This is a genomic window from Pantoea sp. CS_6, from assembly GCF_041954745.1.
Taxonomy (GTDB): Bacteria; Pseudomonadota; Gammaproteobacteria; order Enterobacterales; family Enterobacteriaceae; genus Pantoea; species Pantoea stewartii.
The window spans coordinates 81,221-100,901 of sequence record NZ_JAVAYG010000010.1 but is presented as its reverse complement, the minus strand read 5'-3'; the positions used below and the strand labels follow the sequence as shown (position 1 = coordinate 100,901).

20 protein-coding genes are annotated in these 19,681 nt (G+C 54.3%); 16 read left to right on the top strand and 4 right to left on the bottom strand.

Annotated elements, in window-relative coordinates:
• The first annotated feature begins 127 nt into the window (after nt 1–127).
• Nucleotides 128–985, top strand: coding sequence for an RNA polymerase sigma factor RpoH (rpoH, locus tag RAC90_RS15805; RefSeq protein WP_006121051.1), 858 nt, complete (start codon nt 128–130; stop codon nt 983–985).
• A 43-nt stretch (nt 986–1,028) separates the two neighbouring features.
• Here rpoH and panM read toward each other — a convergent pair whose 3' ends face one another.
• Entirely contained in the window at nt 1,029–1,415 is a 387-nt protein-coding gene (gene panM, locus RAC90_RS15800; RefSeq protein ID WP_058701437.1) for an aspartate 1-decarboxylase autocleavage activator PanM, read from the bottom strand.
• A gap of 401 nt (nt 1,416–1,816) precedes the next feature.
• On the opposite strand from panM, the gene RAC90_RS15795 reads away from it, so the two are divergent.
• From RAC90_RS15795 to ugpQ, 10 genes are all read left to right on the top strand, one after another.
• Nucleotides 1,817–2,941 carry a branched-chain amino acid ABC transporter substrate-binding protein gene (locus tag RAC90_RS15795; protein WP_006121049.1) on the top strand — a complete coding sequence of 375 codons (1,125 nt, stop codon included), beginning with the start codon at nt 1,817–1,819 and terminating at the stop codon, nt 2,939–2,941.
• Nucleotides 2,942–3,069: 128 nt separating this feature from the next.
• On the top strand, nt 3,070–3,996 hold the full coding sequence (gene livH, locus RAC90_RS15790; RefSeq protein WP_033738195.1) for a high-affinity branched-chain amino acid ABC transporter permease LivH: 927 nt from the start codon (nt 3,070–3,072) through the stop codon (nt 3,994–3,996).
• Entirely contained in the window at nt 3,993–5,264 is a 1,272-nt protein-coding gene (locus RAC90_RS15785) for a high-affinity branched-chain amino acid ABC transporter permease LivM (RefSeq protein WP_033738194.1), read from the top strand. Before livH ends, RAC90_RS15785 begins: the two co-directional genes overlap by 4 nt.
• On the top strand, nt 5,261–6,028 hold the full coding sequence (gene livG / locus RAC90_RS15780; protein ID WP_006121046.1) for a high-affinity branched-chain amino acid ABC transporter ATP-binding protein LivG: 768 nt from the start codon (nt 5,261–5,263) through the stop codon (nt 6,026–6,028). The genes RAC90_RS15785 and livG overlap by 4 nt, the downstream gene beginning before the upstream one ends.
• A 1-nt stretch (nt 6,029) precedes the next feature.
• Nucleotides 6,030–6,737, top strand: a complete 708-nt coding sequence (gene livF, locus RAC90_RS15775) for a high-affinity branched-chain amino acid ABC transporter ATP-binding protein LivF (RefSeq protein WP_058701434.1) — start codon at nt 6,030–6,032, stop codon at nt 6,735–6,737.
• Between the two features lie 284 nt (nt 6,738–7,021).
• On the top strand, nt 7,022–8,338 hold the full coding sequence (gene ugpB, locus RAC90_RS15770; RefSeq protein WP_033738192.1) for a sn-glycerol-3-phosphate ABC transporter substrate-binding protein UgpB: 1,317 nt from the start codon (nt 7,022–7,024) through the stop codon (nt 8,336–8,338).
• Nucleotides 8,339–8,393: 55 nt separating this feature from the next.
• The gene (gene ugpA / locus RAC90_RS15765; protein WP_006121041.1) at nt 8,394–9,281 is read left to right on the top strand and encodes a sn-glycerol-3-phosphate ABC transporter permease UgpA; all 888 of its coding nucleotides are present in this window, start codon (nt 8,394–8,396) and stop codon (nt 9,279–9,281) included.
• On the top strand, nt 9,278–10,123 hold the full coding sequence (gene ugpE / locus RAC90_RS15760) for a sn-glycerol-3-phosphate ABC transporter permease UgpE (protein ID WP_375124536.1): 846 nt from the start codon (nt 9,278–9,280) through the stop codon (nt 10,121–10,123). Before ugpA ends, ugpE begins: the two co-directional genes overlap by 4 nt.
• 2 nt (nt 10,124–10,125) lie before the next feature.
• Nucleotides 10,126–11,199: a sn-glycerol-3-phosphate import ATP-binding protein UgpC gene (locus RAC90_RS15755; protein ID WP_375124535.1), complete on the top strand. Its 1,074-nt coding sequence runs from the start codon at nt 10,126–10,128 to the stop codon at nt 11,197–11,199.
• Entirely contained in the window at nt 11,196–11,939 is a 744-nt protein-coding gene (ugpQ, locus tag RAC90_RS15750; RefSeq protein WP_172913570.1) for a glycerophosphodiester phosphodiesterase, read from the top strand. Before RAC90_RS15755 ends, ugpQ begins: the two co-directional genes overlap by 4 nt.
• Here the strand turns inward: ugpQ and RAC90_RS15745 are convergent.
• Nucleotides 11,936–12,223 carry a DUF2756 domain-containing protein gene (locus RAC90_RS15745; RefSeq protein WP_033738183.1) on the bottom strand — a complete coding sequence of 96 codons (288 nt, stop codon included), beginning with the start codon at nt 12,221–12,223 and terminating at the stop codon, nt 11,936–11,938. The two genes, ugpQ and RAC90_RS15745, sit on opposite strands and share 4 nt — an antisense overlap.
• Nucleotides 12,224–12,430: 207 nt before the next feature.
• On the opposite strand from RAC90_RS15745, the gene ggt reads away from it, so the two are divergent.
• Nucleotides 12,431–14,176, top strand: coding sequence for a gamma-glutamyltransferase (ggt, locus tag RAC90_RS15740; RefSeq protein ID WP_375124555.1), 1,746 nt, complete (start codon nt 12,431–12,433; stop codon nt 14,174–14,176).
• 33 nt (nt 14,177–14,209) lie between these two features.
• Here ggt and RAC90_RS15735 read toward each other — a convergent pair whose 3' ends face one another.
• A complete protein-coding gene (locus RAC90_RS15735; protein ID WP_262959578.1) occupies nt 14,210–14,704 on the bottom strand; it encodes a GNAT family N-acetyltransferase in 495 nt (164 codons plus the stop codon).
• Nucleotides 14,705–15,062: 358 nt separating this feature from the next.
• Here RAC90_RS15735 and RAC90_RS15730 point away from each other — a divergent pair, with 358 nt between their 5' ends.
• The 4 genes from RAC90_RS15730 to gntU all read left to right on the top strand — a co-directional run bounded on the left by RAC90_RS15730 (nt 15,063) and on the right by gntU (nt 18,871).
• Nucleotides 15,063–15,758, top strand: a complete 696-nt coding sequence (locus RAC90_RS15730) for a pirin family protein (protein WP_006121035.1) — start codon at nt 15,063–15,065, stop codon at nt 15,756–15,758.
• A gap of 100 nt (nt 15,759–15,858) precedes the next feature.
• A complete protein-coding gene (gene gntR / locus RAC90_RS15725) occupies nt 15,859–16,854 on the top strand; it encodes a gluconate operon transcriptional repressor GntR (RefSeq protein ID WP_058708185.1) in 996 nt (331 codons plus the stop codon).
• Nucleotides 16,855–16,990: 136 nt separating this feature from the next.
• Complete coding sequence (gntK, locus tag RAC90_RS15720) at nt 16,991–17,527, top strand: gluconokinase (RefSeq protein ID WP_375124534.1); 537 nt, start codon at nt 16,991–16,993, stop codon at nt 17,525–17,527.
• 3 nt (nt 17,528–17,530) lie between these two features.
• Nucleotides 17,531–18,871, top strand: coding sequence for a gluconate transporter (gene gntU / locus RAC90_RS15715; protein WP_039342707.1), 1,341 nt, complete (start codon nt 17,531–17,533; stop codon nt 18,869–18,871).
• Nucleotides 18,872–18,913: 42 nt separating this feature from the next.
• Here gntU and RAC90_RS15710 read toward each other — a convergent pair whose 3' ends face one another.
• A complete protein-coding gene (locus tag RAC90_RS15710; protein ID WP_006121032.1) occupies nt 18,914–19,507 on the bottom strand; it encodes a YhgN family NAAT transporter in 594 nt (197 codons plus the stop codon).
• Between the last annotated feature and the right edge of the window lie 174 nt (nt 19,508–19,681).

The window sequence follows — 19,681 nt, the reverse complement described above, 5'->3', positions numbered from 1 at the left end:
TTGAACTTGTGGATAACTTTGTTTTCTAAGTAGCACAGATTGCTTTTGGTTTTCCTGCGACGTTGACATAATGTGACGTGCGCTTATGGAAAGATGCGGCAATTCCACTGATTTTGTGAGGGTTTGAATGACCAAAGAAATGCAAACTTTAGCTATTGCTCCTCTGGGCAACCTGGAATCTTACGTTCGGGCTGCCAACACCTGGCCGATGCTGTCGGCAGAAGAGGAAAAAGCGTTGGCTGAACGGCTGCATTACCAGGGCGATCTGGATGCGGCAAAGACGCTGATCCTGTCTCACCTACGCTTTGTTGTTCATATCGCTCGTAACTATTCTGGCTATGGCCTGCCTCAGGCTGACCTGATCCAGGAAGGTAACATTGGCTTGATGAAAGCCGTTCGTCGCTTCAATCCTGAAGTGGGTGTTCGTCTGGTGTCCTTTGCCGTTCACTGGATCAAAGCAGAAATTCACGAGTATGTGCTGCGTAACTGGCGCATCGTGAAAGTGGCAACCACTAAGGCACAGCGCAAGCTGTTCTTTAACCTGCGTAAAACCAAGCAGCGTCTGGGCTGGTTTAACCAGGACGAAGTCGAGATGGTGGCGCGTGAGCTGGGCGTGAGCAGCAAAGATGTGCGAGAAATGGAATCGCGCATGGCGGCTCAGGATATGACCTTCGATATGTCCGCTGACGATGAAAGCGGCGAAGGAAAATCTATGGCGCCGGTGCTGTATCTCCAGGATAAAACCTCTGACTTTGCGGACGGCATCGAAGAGGATAACTGGGAATCGCATGCAGCCGATAAGCTGACTTATGCAATGGAAGGGCTGGACGAGCGCAGCCAGCATATTATCCGTGCCCGCTGGCTGGACGAAGACAACAAAACCACTCTGCAGGAACTGGCCGATCAATACGGTGTTTCTGCTGAGCGCGTCCGACAGCTTGAGAAGAATGCGATGAAAAAACTCCGAATGGCTATCGAAGCCTGACGAGACAGGGCGGCCTCAGGTCGCCCTTTTTATTGCCCGCGATTTATTTTACCCAGCCATCAACCTGCGCACGAAATCCACAGGCCTGCATAAACGCCGCCCGAACGCGTTGATCTTCGCTACCGTCATCAGCAATCCACCAGTCCTCCAGCGATGGGTTCTGCTTCATCGTGTCTTCCAGCAAATATTGCCCGACACCGCGACGTCGCGTGACATCTCTGACGGTCAGATGATGCACTTTACCGTGGATACCGGCTATCTCTAACTGTAACGCCGCCAGCAAACGGTCGTTGAAGCGTGCGACATAAAGGCGGTGATTTTCATTTAACGCGTTTTCCAGCGTGGCCAAATCCCTCTCAGGCCAGATTTTCTCCAGATCGATCCGATCCTGCTGCGTTAGAGAGGTCAACCGCAAAATAGTAAGCTTCATAACAAACACCTGTCCGTGTAAAAGCCGAAAGTGTAGTCAATTCCCGTAATCAGAACCCCGGCACATTTTACGCAATAAAACAGGTCAAAACAGCGACAGAGTGCCAGGATAATAGTTATAAACAGGTAGTCAGCATTTAAAGCCAGCATAACGCGCTGGCCTGGTGAACAAAAGCCGCGCATTGCATCCAGTTGATTATGCTGCTTTTGGCCGCGAATCATGAATATGTCAGTTGCTTTACAGAATAAACTTCCTGTTTAATAGACTGAAATATAAAGCCTTATTATTAATAAAAGCCAGAAAAGCGTGCTAACTCCTTATTGTTAAATCAGTTTTCCCCTTTATCTGGCCAAAATAAAACCACTCACAACAAACACGACATAACTGATGGGGTAGTTCGCATGAAAATGACAGGTCGCGCGTTACTGGCAGGATGCATTGCATTGGCGATGAGCCATGCGGCAATGGCGAAAGACATTAAGATCGCTATCGTAGGTGCCGCTACTGGCCCGGTCGCGCAATATGGTGATATGGAATTTACCGGCGCCGCACAGGCGATTAAAGACATCAATGCCAAAGGTGGCGTAAACGGCGACAAACTGGTCGGTGTCGAATATGACGATGCCTGTGACCCGAAACAGGCGGTTGCGGTGGCTAACAAGGTCATCAATGACGGTATCAAATATGTTATCGGTCACCTGTGCTCCTCCTCTACGCAGCCTGCATCAGATATCTATAACGATGAAGGCGTGCTGATGATTACGCCTGCGGCCACCGCGCCAGAACTGACTGCACGTGGCTATGCCGACGTGATGCGTACGACCGGTCTGGATTCTGATCAGGGTCCAACTGCGGCGAACTACATTCTGGATGTCATCAAGCCAAAACGCATTGCTGTGGTGCACGACAAGCAGCAATACGGCCAGGGTCTGGCAGAATCGGTACAGAAAACCCTGAAAGCGAAAGGCGGCAACGTGGTGATGTTTGAAGGGATCACCGCGGGCGATAAAGATTTCTCAACGCTGATTGCGCGACTGAAGAAAGAAAACGTCGACTTTGTTTATTACGGTGGTTATTACCCGGAGCTGGGCCAGATTCTGCGTCAGGCAAAAGCGGCAGGACTGAAAGCAGGCTTTATGGGGCCAGAAGGTGTGGGCAACGCCTCGCTGTCTAACATTGCGGGCGACGCGTCAGAAGGGCTCTACGTAACCCTGCCAAAACGTTACGACCAGCTGCCTCAGAACAAGGCCATCGTGGACGCTATCAAAGCGAATAGCGCGTCTAACCGTAAAGATCCTACCGGCCCGTTTGTCTGGACAACCTATGCGGCTATCCAGTCTCTGGTGACCGGCATGGAGCGCAGTAAGAGCGATGAGCCGGATGCGATTGCGAAGAACCTGAAAACCGGCGCACCGGTTCCGACAGTAATGGGCGACCTGAGCTGGGATCAGAAAGGCGATTTGAAAGGCTTCGAGTTTGGCGTCTTCAAATGGCACAAAGACGGTTCGTCTACCGCAGTTAAATAAGGCACTGATTCTTCCCCGTCGTACGACAGCGGGGAAGCAGGAGAAGGCGTGACTGACGCGCCATCGCCTGGCTAACCCTCTTCTGGCAGCAGGAGAGGGGTTTTCTGGTTTCTGAGCAGGTCCTCACTATGTCCGAGCAGTTTCTCTATTTTATTCAGCAGATGTTCAACGGGGTGACTCTGGGGAGCACCTACGCGCTGATCGCCATCGGTTACACCATGGTTTACGGCATTATCGGCATGATTAACTTCGCCCATGGCGAAGTCTATATGATCGGTAGCTATGTCTCTTTTATGGTTATTGCAGCCCTGATGATGATGGGTATTGATACCGGCTGGCTCATGATTGCCGCCGGTTTTGTTATGGCCGTTATCATCTCCAGTGCCTATGGCTGGAGCATCGAACGGGTGGCTTATCGTCCCGTACGGGCATCCAAGCGTCTGATTGCGTTGATCTCCGCCATCGGAATGTCCATCTTTCTGCAAAACTACGTCAGCCTGACGCAGGGTTCACGTGACCTTGCCCTGCCGAGCTTAATCACCGGCCAGTGGACGCTGGGCGAAAGTAACGGCTTTGCCGCCACGCTGTCGACGATGCAGATCGTGATTTGGGTGGTCACGTTCCTGGCAATGCTGGCCCTGACCCTGTTTATCCGTTATTCCCGCATGGGACGCGCCTGCCGCGCCTGTGCGGAAGACCTCAAAATGGCCAGCCTGCTGGGCATTAATACTGACCGGGTGATCTCGCTGACCTTTGTGATTGGTGCGGCGATGGCGGCGGTTGCGGGCGTGCTCTTGGGGCAGTTTTATGGCTCGATTAACCCGTTTATCGGCTTTATGGCGGGGATGAAAGCCTTTACTGCGGCGGTCCTGGGCGGCATCGGCAGTATTCCCGGCGCGATGATTGGCGGGCTGGTGCTGGGCATTGCCGAAGCGCTGACCTCGGCTTATCTCTCCACCGAATACAAAGATGTGGTGTCGTTTGCCTTACTGATTGTGGTGCTGCTGGTCATGCCTACCGGTATTCTGGGCCGCCCGGAGGTGGAGAAAGTATGAAACGCCTTGGTCTGGTCAATGCGATTGTTTCAGCGGTCATGCTGCTGGTGCTGGCGGCCTTCTTTATGGGAATGCGCCTCGATCTGAATGGTACGCAGCTACAGATAGTGAATGCCGGCAGCGTGCGCTGGAACTGGATATTCATCGGTTGTGCCGTTGTGTTTTTGTTTCAACTGCTACGTCCGCTGTTTCAGGGCAAGCTGACACGTAGCGGTGGTGGCCTGGTGCTGCCGGGCTTCGACGGCTCAACGCCAAAGCAAAAAGCCATTATGGGCTTGATGATCGCCGCGGCGGTTATCTGGCCGTTCCTGGTTACACGCGGCAGCGTCGATATTGCCACCCTGACACTGATCTACATCATGCTGGGTCTGGGACTGAACGTGGTCGTAGGGCTGTCGGGTCTGCTGGTGCTGGGCTACGGTGGTTTCTATGCCATTGGCGCGTATACCTTCGCGCTGCTTAATCATTACTATGGTTTTGGTTTCTGGCAAAGCCTGCCGCTGGCGGGCCTGGTGGCGGGCGCATTTGGCCTTATGCTCGGTTTCCCGGTGCTGCGCTTGCGCGGTGACTATCTGGCTATTGTTACGCTCGGCTTCGGCGAAATCGTCCGTATTCTGCTGCTCAATAACACGGCAATCACCGGCGGTCCGAATGGGATTGCTCAGATTCCTAAGCCCACCTTTTTTGGCCTGGAGTTTGGCCGTCGCGTCAGCGAGGGGGGATGGGGCACGTTTCACGATGTCTTTGGCATGAAGTACGATCCTAACGACCGGGTGATATTCCTCTATCTGGTGGCGTTGTTGCTGGTGGTGCTGACGCTGTTTGTGATCAACCGCCTGCTGCGCATGCCGCTGGGTCGGGCATGGGAAGCGTTACGTGAAGATGAGATCGCCTGTCGTTCGCTGGGCTTGAGCCCGACCCGCATTAAGCTGACCGCGTTTACTATCAGCGCCGTCTTTGCTGGCTTCGCGGGGACGCTGTTTGCCGCTCGCCAGGGCTTTGTCAGTCCGGAGTCCTTTACCTTTGTCGAGTCCGCTTTTGTTCTGGCTATCGTGGTGTTGGGCGGAATGGGCTCGCAGTTTGCCGTTATTCTGGCCGCCATTTTGCTGGTGGTTTCGCGTGAGCTGATGCGCGACCTCAACGAATACAGCATGCTGGTATTGGGGGCGCTGATGGTGCTGATGATGATTTGGCGTCCGCAAGGCTTACTGCCGATGAAACGACCGCACCTGAAACTGCGTCAGGGTAAACAAGGAGAACAGGCATGAGTCAGCCTTTATTAGCCGTTGAAGGCCTGATGATGCGCTTCGGCGGTCTGTTAGCCGTGAACAACGTTAAACTGGAATTGCGCCCCCAGGAAATTGTGTCACTTATTGGTCCAAACGGTGCAGGTAAAACCACCGTGTTTAACTGCCTGACCGGCTTTTATAAGCCAACGGGCGGCAGTATCACCTTACGCGACAAGAACCTGACTGGCCTGCCCGGACAGAAGATCGCCCGTATGGGGATCGTGCGGACCTTCCAGCACGTCCGTTTATTCCGCGAAATGACGGTGATTGAAAACCTGTTAGTCGCCCAGCACCAGCACCTGAAAAGTGGCGTGTTTGCGGGGCTACTGAAAACCCCGGCTTTTCGCCGCAGTGAAGGCGAGGCGCTGGATCGCGCTGCCACCTGGCTTGAGCGGGTTGGCTTACTCGATATGGCGAATCGCCAGGCCGGTAACCTGGCTTACGGTCAGCAGCGCCGACTGGAGATCGCCCGCTGCATGGTGACGCGGCCGGAGATTTTAATGCTGGATGAACCGGCAGCCGGACTTAACCCGAAAGAGACGCATGAGCTGGATGCGCTGATCGCCGAGTTACGAGGCGAGCATAAGGTATCCGTTTTGTTGATTGAGCACGATATGAAGCTGGTAATGGGCATTTCTGACCGTATTTATGTGGTGAATCAGGGCACGCCACTGGCGAACGGCACGCCGGAAGAGATTCGTAATAATCCGGATGTGATCCGTGCCTATTTAGGAGAGGCGTAATATGGCCATGTTAACCATTGATAACGTCAGTGCGCACTATGGCAAAATTCAGGCGCTGCATAATGTCAGTTTGCATATCGATCAGGGCGAAATCGTCACCCTGATCGGCGCAAACGGTGCAGGCAAAACCACTTTGCTGGGCACATTATGCGGCGAGCCGCGCGCCACCAGCGGTACGATCACGTTTGACGGCAAAACCATTACCGACTGGCAAACGGCGCGCATTATGCGTGAGGCGATTGCCATCGTGCCCGAAGGTCGCCGCGTGTTCTCACGCATGACGGTGGAAGAGAACCTGGCCATGGGCGGATTTTTTGCCAGTCGCCCGGAGTATCTGGCGCGCATCGATCGCGTTTACACTCTGTTCCCACGTCTGGCAGAGCGTAAGGTGCAGCGTGCGGGCACCATGTCGGGCGGTGAACAGCAAATGCTCGCCATCGGCCGCGCGTTAATGAGCCAGCCGCGCCTGTTGTTACTCGATGAGCCTTCTCTGGGTCTGGCGCCGATTATTATCCAGCAGATTTTTGACACGATTGAGCAACTGCGCAGCGAAGGTATGACGATTTTCCTGGTTGAACAGAACGCGAACCAGGCGCTGAAGCTGGCCGATCGGGGCTACGTACTGGAAAATGGTCATGTCGTGCTGGAGGACAGCGGTGCGGCACTGCTGTCGAATGAAGCCGTGCGCAGCGCCTATCTGGGCGCCTAGGTTTCCCCGCCATCATCTACGCCGGGTGACTGCAGGCTCTGTGCCGGGCTGTCACCCGGCGGATTTTCCTTCCCTTACGGCACATACTTATCCCTGCTTCAGCAGCGCGGTTCAGCCCGGTGCTTTCCGGTCCATTAAACGCGCTTATCACTGTCATATCCTGACATTCTGTCGTCATTTTTCCGTCATCTGACTGTTATTTTTCCGTCATTTCCACATGTCATGTTACTTCGCGAGCAAAAAATGCGTGATAGCGCGCGTACCTACCTGAACAGGAAAATCCTATGTCCGTTGTTACTTTTCGTCGTAGCCTGATGAGCGCCCTGCTCGGTCTGGCGATCAGTGGTAATGCACTGGCCGTCACTGAGATCCCTTTCTGGCACTCAATGGAAGGCGAGTTAGGCAAAGAAGTTGACTCACTGGCACAACGTTTTAACCAGGAACACCCTGACTACAAAATCGTCCCTGTGTACAAAGGGAACTACGAACAAAGTCTGGCGGCAGGTATCGCTGCGGTCCGCACCGGAAAAGCGCCCGCGCTGTTGCAGGTTTACGAAGTGGGCACCGCCACCATGATGGCCTCTAAAGCCATTGTGCCTGTTTATCAGGTCTTTAAAGACGCGGGCATTTCAATGGACGAGAAGCAGTTTGTTCCTGCGGTCGCGGCTTACTACAGCAATTCAAAAGGCCAGCTGATCTCGCAACCGTTCAACAGCTCCACGCCTGTGCTGTACTACAACAAAGATGCGTTTAAAAAAGCCGGTTTAAACCCGGATCAGCCACCCAAAACCTGGCAGGAACTGGCAAAAGATGCCGATGCACTGCGTAAATCAGGCATGAGCTGTGGCTATGCCAGCGGCTGGCAGGGGTGGATTCAGATTGAGAACTTCAGCGCCTGGAACGGTTTGCCGGTGGCCACAAAAAATAACGGATTCGACGGCACCGATGCGGTACTGGAATTCAATAAACCGGCGCAGGTTCGCCATATCCAGTTGCTGGAAGACATGAACAAGAAAGGTGATTTCACCTATTTTGGTCGTAAAGATGAATCCACCGCGAAGTTCTATAACGGTGACTGTGGCATGACCACGGCCTCGTCAGGTTCACTGGCCGATATCCGCCATTACGCCAAATTCCATTACGGCGTCGGCATGATGCCTTACGATGCGGATATTCCGAATGCCCCGCAGAACGCGATTATCGGCGGTGCCAGCCTGTGGGTGATGAAAGGCAAAGATGCCAATACCTACAAAGGCGCGGCGGAATTTATGAAGTTCCTTACCGAGCCAAAAATTGCCGCGGAATGGCACCAGAAAACGGGCTACCTGCCTATTACTACCGCCGCGTATGAGCTGACGAAGAAAGAAGGCTTCTACGAGAAAAATCCAGGTGCGGATATTGCGATTCGCCAGATGATGAACAAGCCGCCGTTGCCTTACACCAAAGGCATGCGTCTGGGGAATATGCCGCAGATTCGTACCATCCTGGATGAAGAGTTAGAAAGCGTCTGGACCGGCAAGCAGACACCGCAGGCTGCGTTAGATAACGCCGTGAAGCGGGGTAATGAGCTGCTGCGTCGTTTCGAGCAACAGAATAAATAATCCGTTCTGCAGGCCAGCTCCGGCTGGCCTTTTTTCACCCAAGTCAGAGAACGTTATGTCTCCATCTCGCCCGGTGTTTCGTAATCGCCTGTTACCCTATTTGCTGGTGCTGCCGCAACTCCTGATCACCGCTATTTTCTTTGTCTGGCCAGCGGGTGAAGCGTTGTGGTATTCACTGCAAAACCTGGATCCTTTCGGCATCTCCAGCACCTTTGTGGGTCTGGCGAACTTTGAACGGCTCTTTTCCGACGGGCTTTATCTGGACACCTTCTGGACCACCATCAAGTTCAGCAGCATGGTCGCCTTTTTTGGCATGGTGTCCTCATTGCTCCTGGCGGCGCTGGTGGACTACGTCGTACGCCTGCGCAAGCTCTATCAGATGTTGCTGCTGTTGCCTTATGCGGTGGCACCGGTGATCGCGGCCGTATTGTGGATGTTCCTGTTCAGTCCCGGACTGGGGTTGCTGAGCTACCTGCTTAACCACATGGGCTATAACTGGAACTTCGCACAGAACAGCGGCCAGGCCATGTTCCTGGTGGTGCTGGCTTCAGTGTGGCAGCAGATGAGCTACAACTTCCTGTTCTTTTTTGCCGCGTTACAGTCGATACCAAAGTCGCTGGTCGAAGCCGCCGCCATTGATGGGGCAGGGCCGGTGCGTCGGTTCTTCTCTATTTCGCTTCCGTTGATTACCCCGGTGAGTTTTTTCCTGCTGGTGGTTAACCTGATTTATGCCTTCTTCGATACGTTCCCGGTCATTGATGCCGCGACAGGCGGTGGCCCGGTCCAGGCGACGACGACGCTCATCTATAAGATTTATCGTGAAGGCTTTACCGGTCTGGATCTCTCCTCATCTGCTGCGCAGTCCGTGGTGTTGATGCTGTTGGTTATCGCGCTGACCGTCATTCAGTTCCGCTTCGTCGAGCGTAAGGTGCAATATCAATGATTGAAAATCGTCGCGGGCTGGACATTTTCAGCCATGTCGTCCTGGTGCTGGGTATTCTGACCATCCTGTTTCCACTCTATGTGGCCTTTGTGGCCGCCACGCTGGATAACGACGCCGTCTATAACGTCCCGATGACGCTGATTCCCGGTACTCACCTGTGGAAAAACATTTCGCATATCTGGACGCAGGGCGTGAACGGCAACGGTCCGGCCTTTAGCCTGATGCTGATGAACAGCGTTATCATGGCGCTGGGTATCACCGTCGGTAAGATTCTGGTGTCGATTCTGTCCGCTTTTGCCCTGGTGTGGTTTCGCTTCCCCCTGCGCTCACTGTTCTTCTGGATGATCTTTATCACCCTGATGCTGCCGGTCGAAGTGCGCATTTTCCCAACGGTGCAGGTGATTGCCGATCTCAACATGCTGGACAGCTACAGCGGTCTGACACTGCCCTTGATGGCCTCCGCGACGGCCACTTTCCTGTTCCGGCAGTTCTTTATGTCGTTGCCGGATGAGCTTATTGAAGCCGCGCGCATTGACGGTGCCAGCGCGATGCGTTTTTTCTGGGACATCGTGCTGCCCTTGTCAAAAACCAATCTGGCGGCGCTGTTTGTTATCACGTTTATCTACGGCTGGAACCAGTACCTCTGGCCATTATTAATCATTGATAACGCCAGCCTGGGCACGGCCGTGGCGGGGATCAAAAGCATGATTTCTACCAGCGGTTCGCCAACGCAGTGGAACGAAGTCATGGCCGCAATGTTATTAACCCTGATTCCACCCGTGGTGGTGGTGTTTGTTATGCAGCGCGCCTTCGTGCGTGGTCTGGTTGAGAGTGAGAAATAGTGATGGCAGGCGTAACCCTTCAGGCGGTGACCAAATCTTACGACGGTAAAAATCAAATCATCCAGCCGCTCAACGTCACGATCAATGACGGCGAGTTTATGGTGATGGTAGGCCCTTCGGGTTGTGGAAAATCCACGCTGTTGCGCATGGTGGCCGGACTGGATCGCGTCACGTCCGGCGATATTTATATCGCCGATAAACGCGTCACGCATGAGGAGCCCAAGGATCGCGGCATTGCCATGGTGTTCCAGAACTACGCACTTTATCCCCATATGTCCGTCGAAGAAAATATGGCTTACGGCCTCAGGATTCGTGGGATGAGTAAAGAGCATATTCGCCAACGCGTGCTGGATGCGGCACGGAGCCTGGAGCTGGATCATCTGTTAACGCGCCGTCCACGTGAGTTATCCGGTGGACAGCGCCAGCGCGTGGCCATGGGGCGTGCCATCGTGCGTGAACCCGCCGTATTTTTGTTCGACGAGCCGCTCTCTAACCTGGATGCGCGCCTGCGCGTACAAATGCGCCTTGAGCTTCAGCAACTGCATCGCCGTCTGCAAACGACCAGCTTATATGTGACGCACGATCAGGTTGAAGCGATGACGCTGGCCCAGCGCGTGATGGTGATGAACAAAGGCGTGCTGGAACAGATTGGCACGCCGGTCGACGTTTACGAGCGCCCGGCCAGCCTGTTTGTGGCCTCCTTTATGGGTTCCCCCGCGATGAGTCTGATACAGGGCAATTTCAGCGAAGATGGCGCTCGCTTTGTGGTTGATGCGTCCCACGCTATTCCGGTGGGCGAGGGCAAAGCCAAATGGGCCAATCGCCCCGTGGTGCTTGGTATCCGGCCCGAACATGTTCAACTCAGTAGCCAGCAGCAGGGCGGCATTCCCTTCCGTGTTGAGACGCTTGAGATGCTGGGTGCTGACAATCTGGCACACGGTCGCATCGGTGAGGCACGTTTAGTGGTACGCTTACCCCATAGCGAGCGCCCGGAAGCAGGCAGCACCCTGTGGCTGCATCTGCCTGTTGAGGCGTTACATTTCTTCGATTCAAGTCACGGGAAGCGTCTGGAATGAGTGAAAAGCAATGGCCCTATCCGCGCATTGTCGCCCATCGTGGTGGTGGCAAGCTGGCACCTGAAAATACCCTTGCTGCGATTGATGTTGGCGCAAAATACGGACATCTGATGATTGAGTTTGATGCCAAACTCTCGGCAGATGCGCACATTTTTCTGCTGCATGACGATACGTTAGATCGCACCAGCGACGGCTGGGGCATTGCGGGCGAGCTCCCGTGGGACAAGCTGTCGCAGCTTGATGCGGGCGGTTGGTTCAGCGCGGCCTTTCAGGGCGAAAAGCTGGCCCGACTGGATGAGGTCGCGGCACGCTGCCGTCAGCATGGTTTGATGGCCAATATCGAAATTAAACCGACCACAGGGACCGACGCCGAAACCGGACGCGCCATTGCGCAGGCCGCTGCCACGCTGTGGCAGGGGCAACCTCTTCCTCTTCTATCCTCGTTCTCCTTTGTGGCACTGGAAGCGGCCATGCAGGCCGAACCACAACTGCCGCGCGGCCTGTTATCTCATCACTGGGATAACGCATGGCAGGAGAAGACGCGGGCGCTGGACTGCACTTCAATTCACCTGAATCACAAGGTCCTTACTGAGGCCAGAGTCGCTGAGCTGAAAGAGGCCGATCTGCGTATTTTGGTGTATACCGTGAACAGCCCGGAACGGGCAAGGACATTACTGAAATGGGGCGTCGATGCCATCTGTACCGACAGCATCGACAGCATTGGCCCCGATTTTCACTAGTTCATATTCTGTTGGTTCTGCTGCTGGCCCGGCTGCGATTTGATCACGCGCTGCTGGGCACTATCCCGCTGCTCCTGCAACTTCCGCTGTACGTCCTGATTCTGCCGCTGCTGGTCCTGCTGTAACTTCGTCTGCTGTTGCTGCGACTGGTTAAGCATCTGGGTCTGCATGCGTTGCTGGCTGGGATTATAGCCAGGCTTGTTGGGATCATTCGTGCTGTTCAGCATGTTCGCCATGCCAGTTAACGGCAGCAGGGCGGCGAAAACCATAAGCCACTTTTTCATTTTAATCCTCCAGTAAACGACCGGTGCTGTGTGTGCATGCCTGAAGCAGGTCATGTGATCGTTAGCGTAAGTTTATGCGCTGGTTCAGATTACTGCTCCAGGAGTGCACTGAATTTGCGTTAATCCTTGATATTCGGCTTTGTTTGTAGTCAGTTACATAAAGGATAAAGAAATGTAAATAACCGTGAAGGTGGGAACGGAATGATGATGCAAGCCAGGTTACGCCAGCTGAGCTGGTCACTACTAATGAGTTTTACTGTTGTTACGGGGGCACATGCCGCACCGGTTCAGGCGCCGCCCGTCTCCTATGGCGTGGACAGCGATACGTTTCATCCGGTCAAAGCCCATAACGGCATGGTAGCGTCAGTCGATGCGCTGGCCACCAATGTGGGCGTGGATATCCTGCGTCAGGGCGGTAACGCGGTCGATGCCGCTGTGGCGGTTGGCTTCGCGCTGGCAGTGACGCATCCGCAGGCGGGCAACCTGGGCGGCGGTGGATTTATGCTGTTGCGAACGGCATCAGGACAGACCGCGGCGATCGATTTTCGTGAAATGGCACCGGCCGCGGCCACGCGCGATATGTTCCTGGACAAGCAAGGCAACGCCGACAGTAAGCTTTCTCTAACGTCACCGCTGGCTTCAGGCACGCCTGGCACCGTGGCTGGCTTTGCGCTGGCGGTGAACAAATACGGTACGCTGCCGCTGAATAAACTGCTGGCTCCTGCCATCAAACTGGCGCGCGACGGGTTTATCGTGAACGATGCGCTGGCGGACGATCTTAACACCTATGGCAAGGAAGTCCTGCTCGCCCATCCCAACAGTAAAGCTATTTTCTTCAAACCGGATGGCACGCCCTGGCTGAAAGGCGAACGTCTGGTACAAAAGAATCTGGCTCACAGCCTGCAGTTGATCGCACAACAAGGCCCGGATGCGTTTTATAAAGGCAAGATTGCCGATCAGATTGCGGCCGAGATGGCGCAGCATGGCGGTCTGATAACGAAAGCCGATCTCGCGGCCTATCATGCGGTGGAGCGTAAGCCGATCAGCGGCACTTACCGGGGCTATGAGGTCTTCTCGATGCCACCACCCTCATCGGGCGGTATTCATATCGTGCAGATCCTGAATATCCTGGAAAATTTCGATCTGGGAAAAATGGGTTTTGGCAGCGCCGACGCCATGCAGGTCATGGCTGAAGCAGAGAAGTATGCCTATGCGGATCGCTCAGAGTATCTGGGCGATCCAGACTTCGTCAAAGTCCCGTGGCAGGCGCTGACCAGCAAAGCCTATGCCAAATCGCTGGCACAGCAAATCGATCTGGCGAAGGCACGGCCATCCAGTGATATTAAGCCCGGTAAACTGGCCCCTTACGAAAGTAATCAAACCACTCACTTCTCTGTGGTGGACAAAAGCGGCAATGCGGTTGCGGTCACCTACACCTTAAACACTAACTTCGGCAGTGGCATCGTAGCGGGTAACAGCGGCATTCTGATGAACAACCAGATGGATGATTTCTCGGCCAAACCGGGCACGCCGAATGTATATGGGCTGGTGGGCGGGGAAGCCAACGCGGTGCAGGCTGGTAAACGTCCGTTATCCTCAATGTCACCGACTATCGTTGCGAAGGACGGAAAAACCTGGCTGGTTACCGGTAGCCCGGGCGGCAGTCGCATTATCACCACGGTATTACAAATGGTCGTGAACAGCATTGATTACGGCATGAACGTGGCAGAGGCGACCAATGCGCCGCGTTTCCATCATCAGTGGCTGCCCGATCAGTTACGGGTTGAGAAGGGCTTCAGCCCGGATACGTTGCGCTTACTCGAAGCGAAAGGGCAACACGTTAAAGTGCAACCGGCCATGGGCAGTACACAAAGTATTATGATTGGTCCTGACGGTACGCTGTACGGAGCGTCTGATCCCCGCACGGTGGGCGATCTGAGTGCCGGTTATTGATATCGGTGGGCAGCCTTCTGGCTGCCCGTTTCGTTATGCTCTGATACGCGCCATAAAATGCGCATCTGTCATGTTCCCCTCGCGTATCGCATAGCCCTGCGCGGTGCCTTCAATTCGGAAACCGAACTGCTGGTACAGCGCGATTGCTTTGTGATTATCAGCAAAGACCGTCAGTTCAATGCGCGTCACCTGAAGCCAGTTGTCGCAAAGATCGACCATTGCCGCCATCAAAGCTTTGCCCACCCCGCGTCGATGAAACGCCGGATCAACGCCCATCCCTATGCTGGCGCAGTGTCGCCGCCGTGCTGTCGTAACGCCTTCAAGCGTGAGTTGCCCGACCACCTGCTCATCAATACAGGCTACCAACATATGCACACTGGCGCGTGGACTGGCCAGTTTTTGCTCCCATAGTGAGGGCGAGGGATAGGGCAGGTGCAGGGTTGCGGCCTGGGTTTCAGGCTGGCTGTAAAGACGAGTTAACGCGGGGGCATCAGCCGGGACAGCATGGCGAATCATCACTGAAGGCATGGCGGTTATCCTTATGAGCACGTGGTAAACCCTTTAAACATCAGGGGATTTACGTCAGGCGTCAACAGAAATAATACACAAAAGCGCTTTACAGACGAGAATGATAATGATTATTATTGTCATGCTTTCTGGATGTTGTCGAGACGTCAGAAAGCACGACATTGCTCACATTGCTTCCAGTATTATTTAGCCAGCCGGGTGCTGGCTTTTTTTTGCGCGCCCGTCCTGCTTTCCTTCAGTTCCGTTCAACAACCCCTTGCCAGAGGTTCATAATTTTTGAACAGAGAGGTGAAGTTTTTCAGCTATCAATCTTTCTCACCTGATACCAAACTATAAAAAACAGTGAGGAGATTTGAACATGATCTATTTACGTAAAGCTGAAGAACGTGGCCACGCTAATCATGGCTGGCTGGACAGCTGGCACACCTTCTCGTTTGCCAACTATTACGATGCAAATTTTATGGGCTTCTCAGCCCTGCGGGTGATTAATGAAGATGTGATCGATCCCGGCCAGGGATTTGGTACGCATCCGCATAAAGACATGGAAATTTTGACCTATGTCCTGTCGGGTACCGTGGAACACCAGGACAGCATGGGCAACAAGGAACAGATTCCCGCGGGTGAGTTCCAGATCATGAGTGCAGGTACCGGCGTACGTCATTCAGAATACAACGCCAGCAAAACAGAACCGCTGCATCTTTACCAAATCTGGATCATTCCAGAGCGCACGGGGATTGAGCCGCGTTACGATCAGCGTCGCTTTCCGGATGTGCAGGGTCGCCAGTTTATCCTCACCCCGGATGCCCGTGACGGTTCGCTCAAAGTCTGGCAGGACATGACGCTATCGCGCTGGGTATTTGCGGCAGGCGAAAGCGACAGCGTGACCATTGAGGCGGGACGCCGTATCTGGATTCAGGTTGTCAAAGGCGACGTGAAGGTGAACGGGCAATCCGCGTCAAACAGTGATGCCTTTGCCGTTTGGGACGAAACTGGCCTGACGCTTGAAGCCGACAGCGCGGCCGAAGTGTTGTTGTTCGACCTGCCGCCGGTCTGAGCCTGAAGGGGGCGAGCCTGTCTCGCCCCATTAGCAATCTGCCTGTAAAAAAGTGGTAGACTCGTCGTCATGTGCTTTCAGCGAGATCCAGACGCTTACGATGAAGAAGAAAAGACCGGTTTTACAGGACGTTGCCGATCGTATCGGTATCACCAAAATGACTGTCAGTCGTTATCTGCGCAATCCTGAGCAGGTGTCGGCTGCGCTGGGGGAGAAGATCGCCGTTGCGCTGGATGAGTTGGGTTACATCCCCAATCGCGCCCCCGATATGCTGTCCAACGCGACCAGCCGCGCCATCGGCGTGTTGCTGCCCTCGCTGACCAATCAGGTGTTCGCCGATGTTCTGCGGGGAATCGAAGCGGTGACGGATGAAGCCGGTTACCAGACGCTGGTGGCACACTTTGGTTATAACCCGGAAAAAGAGGAGCGCCAGCTGCGGTCGCTGCTTGGCTGGAACATTGATGGCGTGATTCTGACCGAACGCACACATACAGCAGGGACGTTACGCATGCTGGAGGTGGCCGGTATTCCGGTGATTGAAATGATGGACAGCGTTACGCCCTGTCTGGATATGGCGGTAGGCTTTGACAACGTCGAAGCCGCCCGGCAAATGACGCTGGCGATTCTGAAAAAAGGACACCGTCATACCGTTTATCTGGGGGCGCGCCTGGATGAACGCACGCTGCAAAAGCAGCGGGGTTATGAAAGTGCCATGCGCGAAGCCGGATTAACGCCACGCAGTGTCATGATGGAAGAAGCCTCCTCTTTCAGTGCCGGTGGCGAATTGCTCCGCGAAGCGCAGCGACGCTATCCTCAGACGGACAGCCTGTTCTGTACCAACGACGATTTGGCGGTGGGCGCGATGTTTGAGTGCCAGCGTCAGGGACTTCAGGTGCCTTCCCAAATGGCTATTGCCGGTTTTCACGGTCATGATATCAGTCAGGTGGTGACGCCTGCGCTGGCGACGGTTCTGACGCCGCGTGACCAAATAGGTCGTGAATCGGCCGCGTTGTTGCTGGCGCGCATTGCCGGCGAAAACCGGGTCAGCCAGCCGCTGGATATGGGATTTGCTATTGTGGAAGGCGGCAGTATCTGATTCGCGCAAATTTATGAGTCAGCTCACACTTTAAGGCTTCAGTCAGTAAAAAGGTTGCCAGAGTGTAATGTCACCAGGAGAATGATAAGCATCATTGTTATCGGTAACATGGCACATTGACTTGCCGGAGTAGAAAATGACGACGCAATCCACGCCACATCACGTTTTTATTTTGATGGGTGTTTCAGGCAGCGGCAAATCCGTTGTGGCAAACCGGGTCTCCCACCAGTTGAACACCGCTTTTCTCGATGGCGATTTTCTTCATCCCCGCGCCAATATCTTAAAGATGGCAGAAGGCCATCCGCTGGACGATAACGACCGTTTGCCATGGTTACAGGCATTGAATGACGCGGCGTTCGCCATGCAACGTACGCAGGCGATCTCCATCATCGTCTGCTCAGCGTTGAAAAAGCATTACCGCGATATGCTTCGACAGGGCAACGACAACCTGCGTTTTGTCTACCTGGAAGGGGATTTCGACACCATCGAATCGCGTCTGAAAGCGCGCAAAGGGCACTTCTTTAAGCCGCAAATGCTGGTAACACAATTTGCGACGCTGGAAGAGCCGGGTGCGGATGAAACGGATGTGCTGGCTGTCGATATCACGCACTCCCTGGACGAGGTTGTAGCGGCAACGGTTGCAACCATTAAGGATGCAATCAATCAAGGCTAGACCATGAATACCGCAACACTTATTTTGACTGCAGCAGGCTCTGTCCTGCTGCTGCTTTTTCTGGTGATGAAAGCCCGGATGCATGCTTTTCTTGCCCTGATGTTGGTTTCTGTGGGCGCGGGTCTGTTGTCGGGCATGCCGCTGGATAAAATCGCGGAAACGATGCAGAAAGGCATGGGCGGCACGCTCGGTTTCTTAGCCATCGTCGTGGCGCTGGGTGCCATGTTTGGCAAGATCCTGCATGAAACTGGCGCGGTGGATCAGATTGCGATTCGCATGCTGAAAACCTTTGGTGAGAGCCGGGCGCATTTTGCCATGGGGATTGCCGGCTTAATCTGCGCGTTGCCGCTGTTCTTTGAGGTGGCCGTAGTGCTGCTGATTAGCATCGCATTCGCTGTCGCCAGGCGGACAGGGGATAACCTGGTCAGGCTGGTTATTCCCTTGTTTGCCGGTGTGGCGGCGGCGGCGGCCTTTTTGCTGCCGGGCCCTGCGCCCATGCTGTTAGCTTCGCAAATGCATGCGGATTTCGGCTGGATGATTTTGCTTGGGCTGTGTGCCGCTCTGCCGGGCATGCTGATTGCCGGGCCGTTGTTTGGCAATTTTATCGCGAAGCGCGTAACGTTCAGCGCACCACCGGAAGATCATCAGCCCGACGTTGATGCCGGCAAGTTGCCCTCTTTTGGCTTTAGCCTGGCGCTTATCCTGTTTCCACTTGTGCTGGTCGGGCTGAAAACCATTGGTGCACGCTTCACCGCTGAGGGCTCTACACTTTACGAGTGGTTGGAATTCATCGGGCATCCCTTCATCGCGATTCTGCTGGCCTGTCTGGTCGCTATCTATGGCCTGGCGTACCGTCAGGGCATGGATAAAGAAAAAGTGATGCAGATTTGTGGCAGTGCGCTGCAGCCTGCAGGGATTATTTTGCTGGTAATAGGAGCGGGCGGCGTCTTTAAACAGGTGCTGGTTGATTCTGGCGTAGGGCCGGTACTGGGCAATGCCTTAACCGGTGCCGGGCTGCCGGTTGCTCTGGCCTGTTTTATTCTGTCCGGTGCGGTCCGGGTGATTCAGGGGTCGGCGACGGTGGCCTGCCTGACGACGGTGGGCTTGATCATGCCGGTGATAGAACCGTTGCATTACTCCGGCGCACAACTGGCAGCCTTGTCCATCTGTATCGGCGGCGGTTCCATTATTATCAGCCATGTTAATGATGCGGGCTTCTGGTTGTTTGGCCGCTTCACCGGCGCGACCGAAGGTGAAACGCTCAAGACATGGACGCTGATGGAAACCATTTTAGGTACCGTGGGCGCGGTGGTCGGGATGATCGCCTTTACCCTGCTCACCTGAGCGATTTAACCCGGGCAACGCTGCCCGGGTTAACGCCGACAGCTATAGCTTCAGATACACACGAATCCCGTCTAAAAACATCTGCGTCGCCAGCATAATCAGGATCAATCCCATCAGGCGCTCCAGTGCGTTAACGCCTTTGTCCCCCAGCAGACGCAGAAACAGGCCCGATAATAGCAGGATCATCACCGTTACGCCCCAGGCGATGAGTAAGGCTCCAACCAGATGCGACATCTGGTTCGGATACTGGTGGGATAACAGCATCAGTGTCGCCAGCAGTGAAGGCCCCGCCACCAGTGGGATGGCCAGCGGCACCAGAAAGGGTTCTTCGCCCGCCGGTAACCCGGTACTGCTGCTTTCCGGCGAGGGGAAAATCATCTTAATAGCGATTAAAAACAGGATAACGCCACCGGAAATGGAGACGGTTTCGGTACGCAGATTAAGGAAGGCCAGAATGCGTTCGCCCGTGAATAAAAACAACAACATGATGATAAGGGCAATCAGCATTTCGCGAATAAGCACGACGCGCCGACGTTTGGGTTCCAGATGCTTTAAAACCGACATAAAAATCGGCAAATTGCCCAACGGATCCATTATTAACAACAATAATATTGTTGCTGAGATCATTTCAGTCATTCGTTTAACATCTTCTCGTTATAGATAAAGCCGGGTTATTAGCAGGGCTGCTGAAAAAGTTGGCCCGATTACATTAATTCACTTGCCAGAAAATCTGCATTTTGTAGAGTTAATCATCACAGGCAACGTTGATTATTACGCAGAGTGGCGTGAAAGTACCACGACACTTTTCCC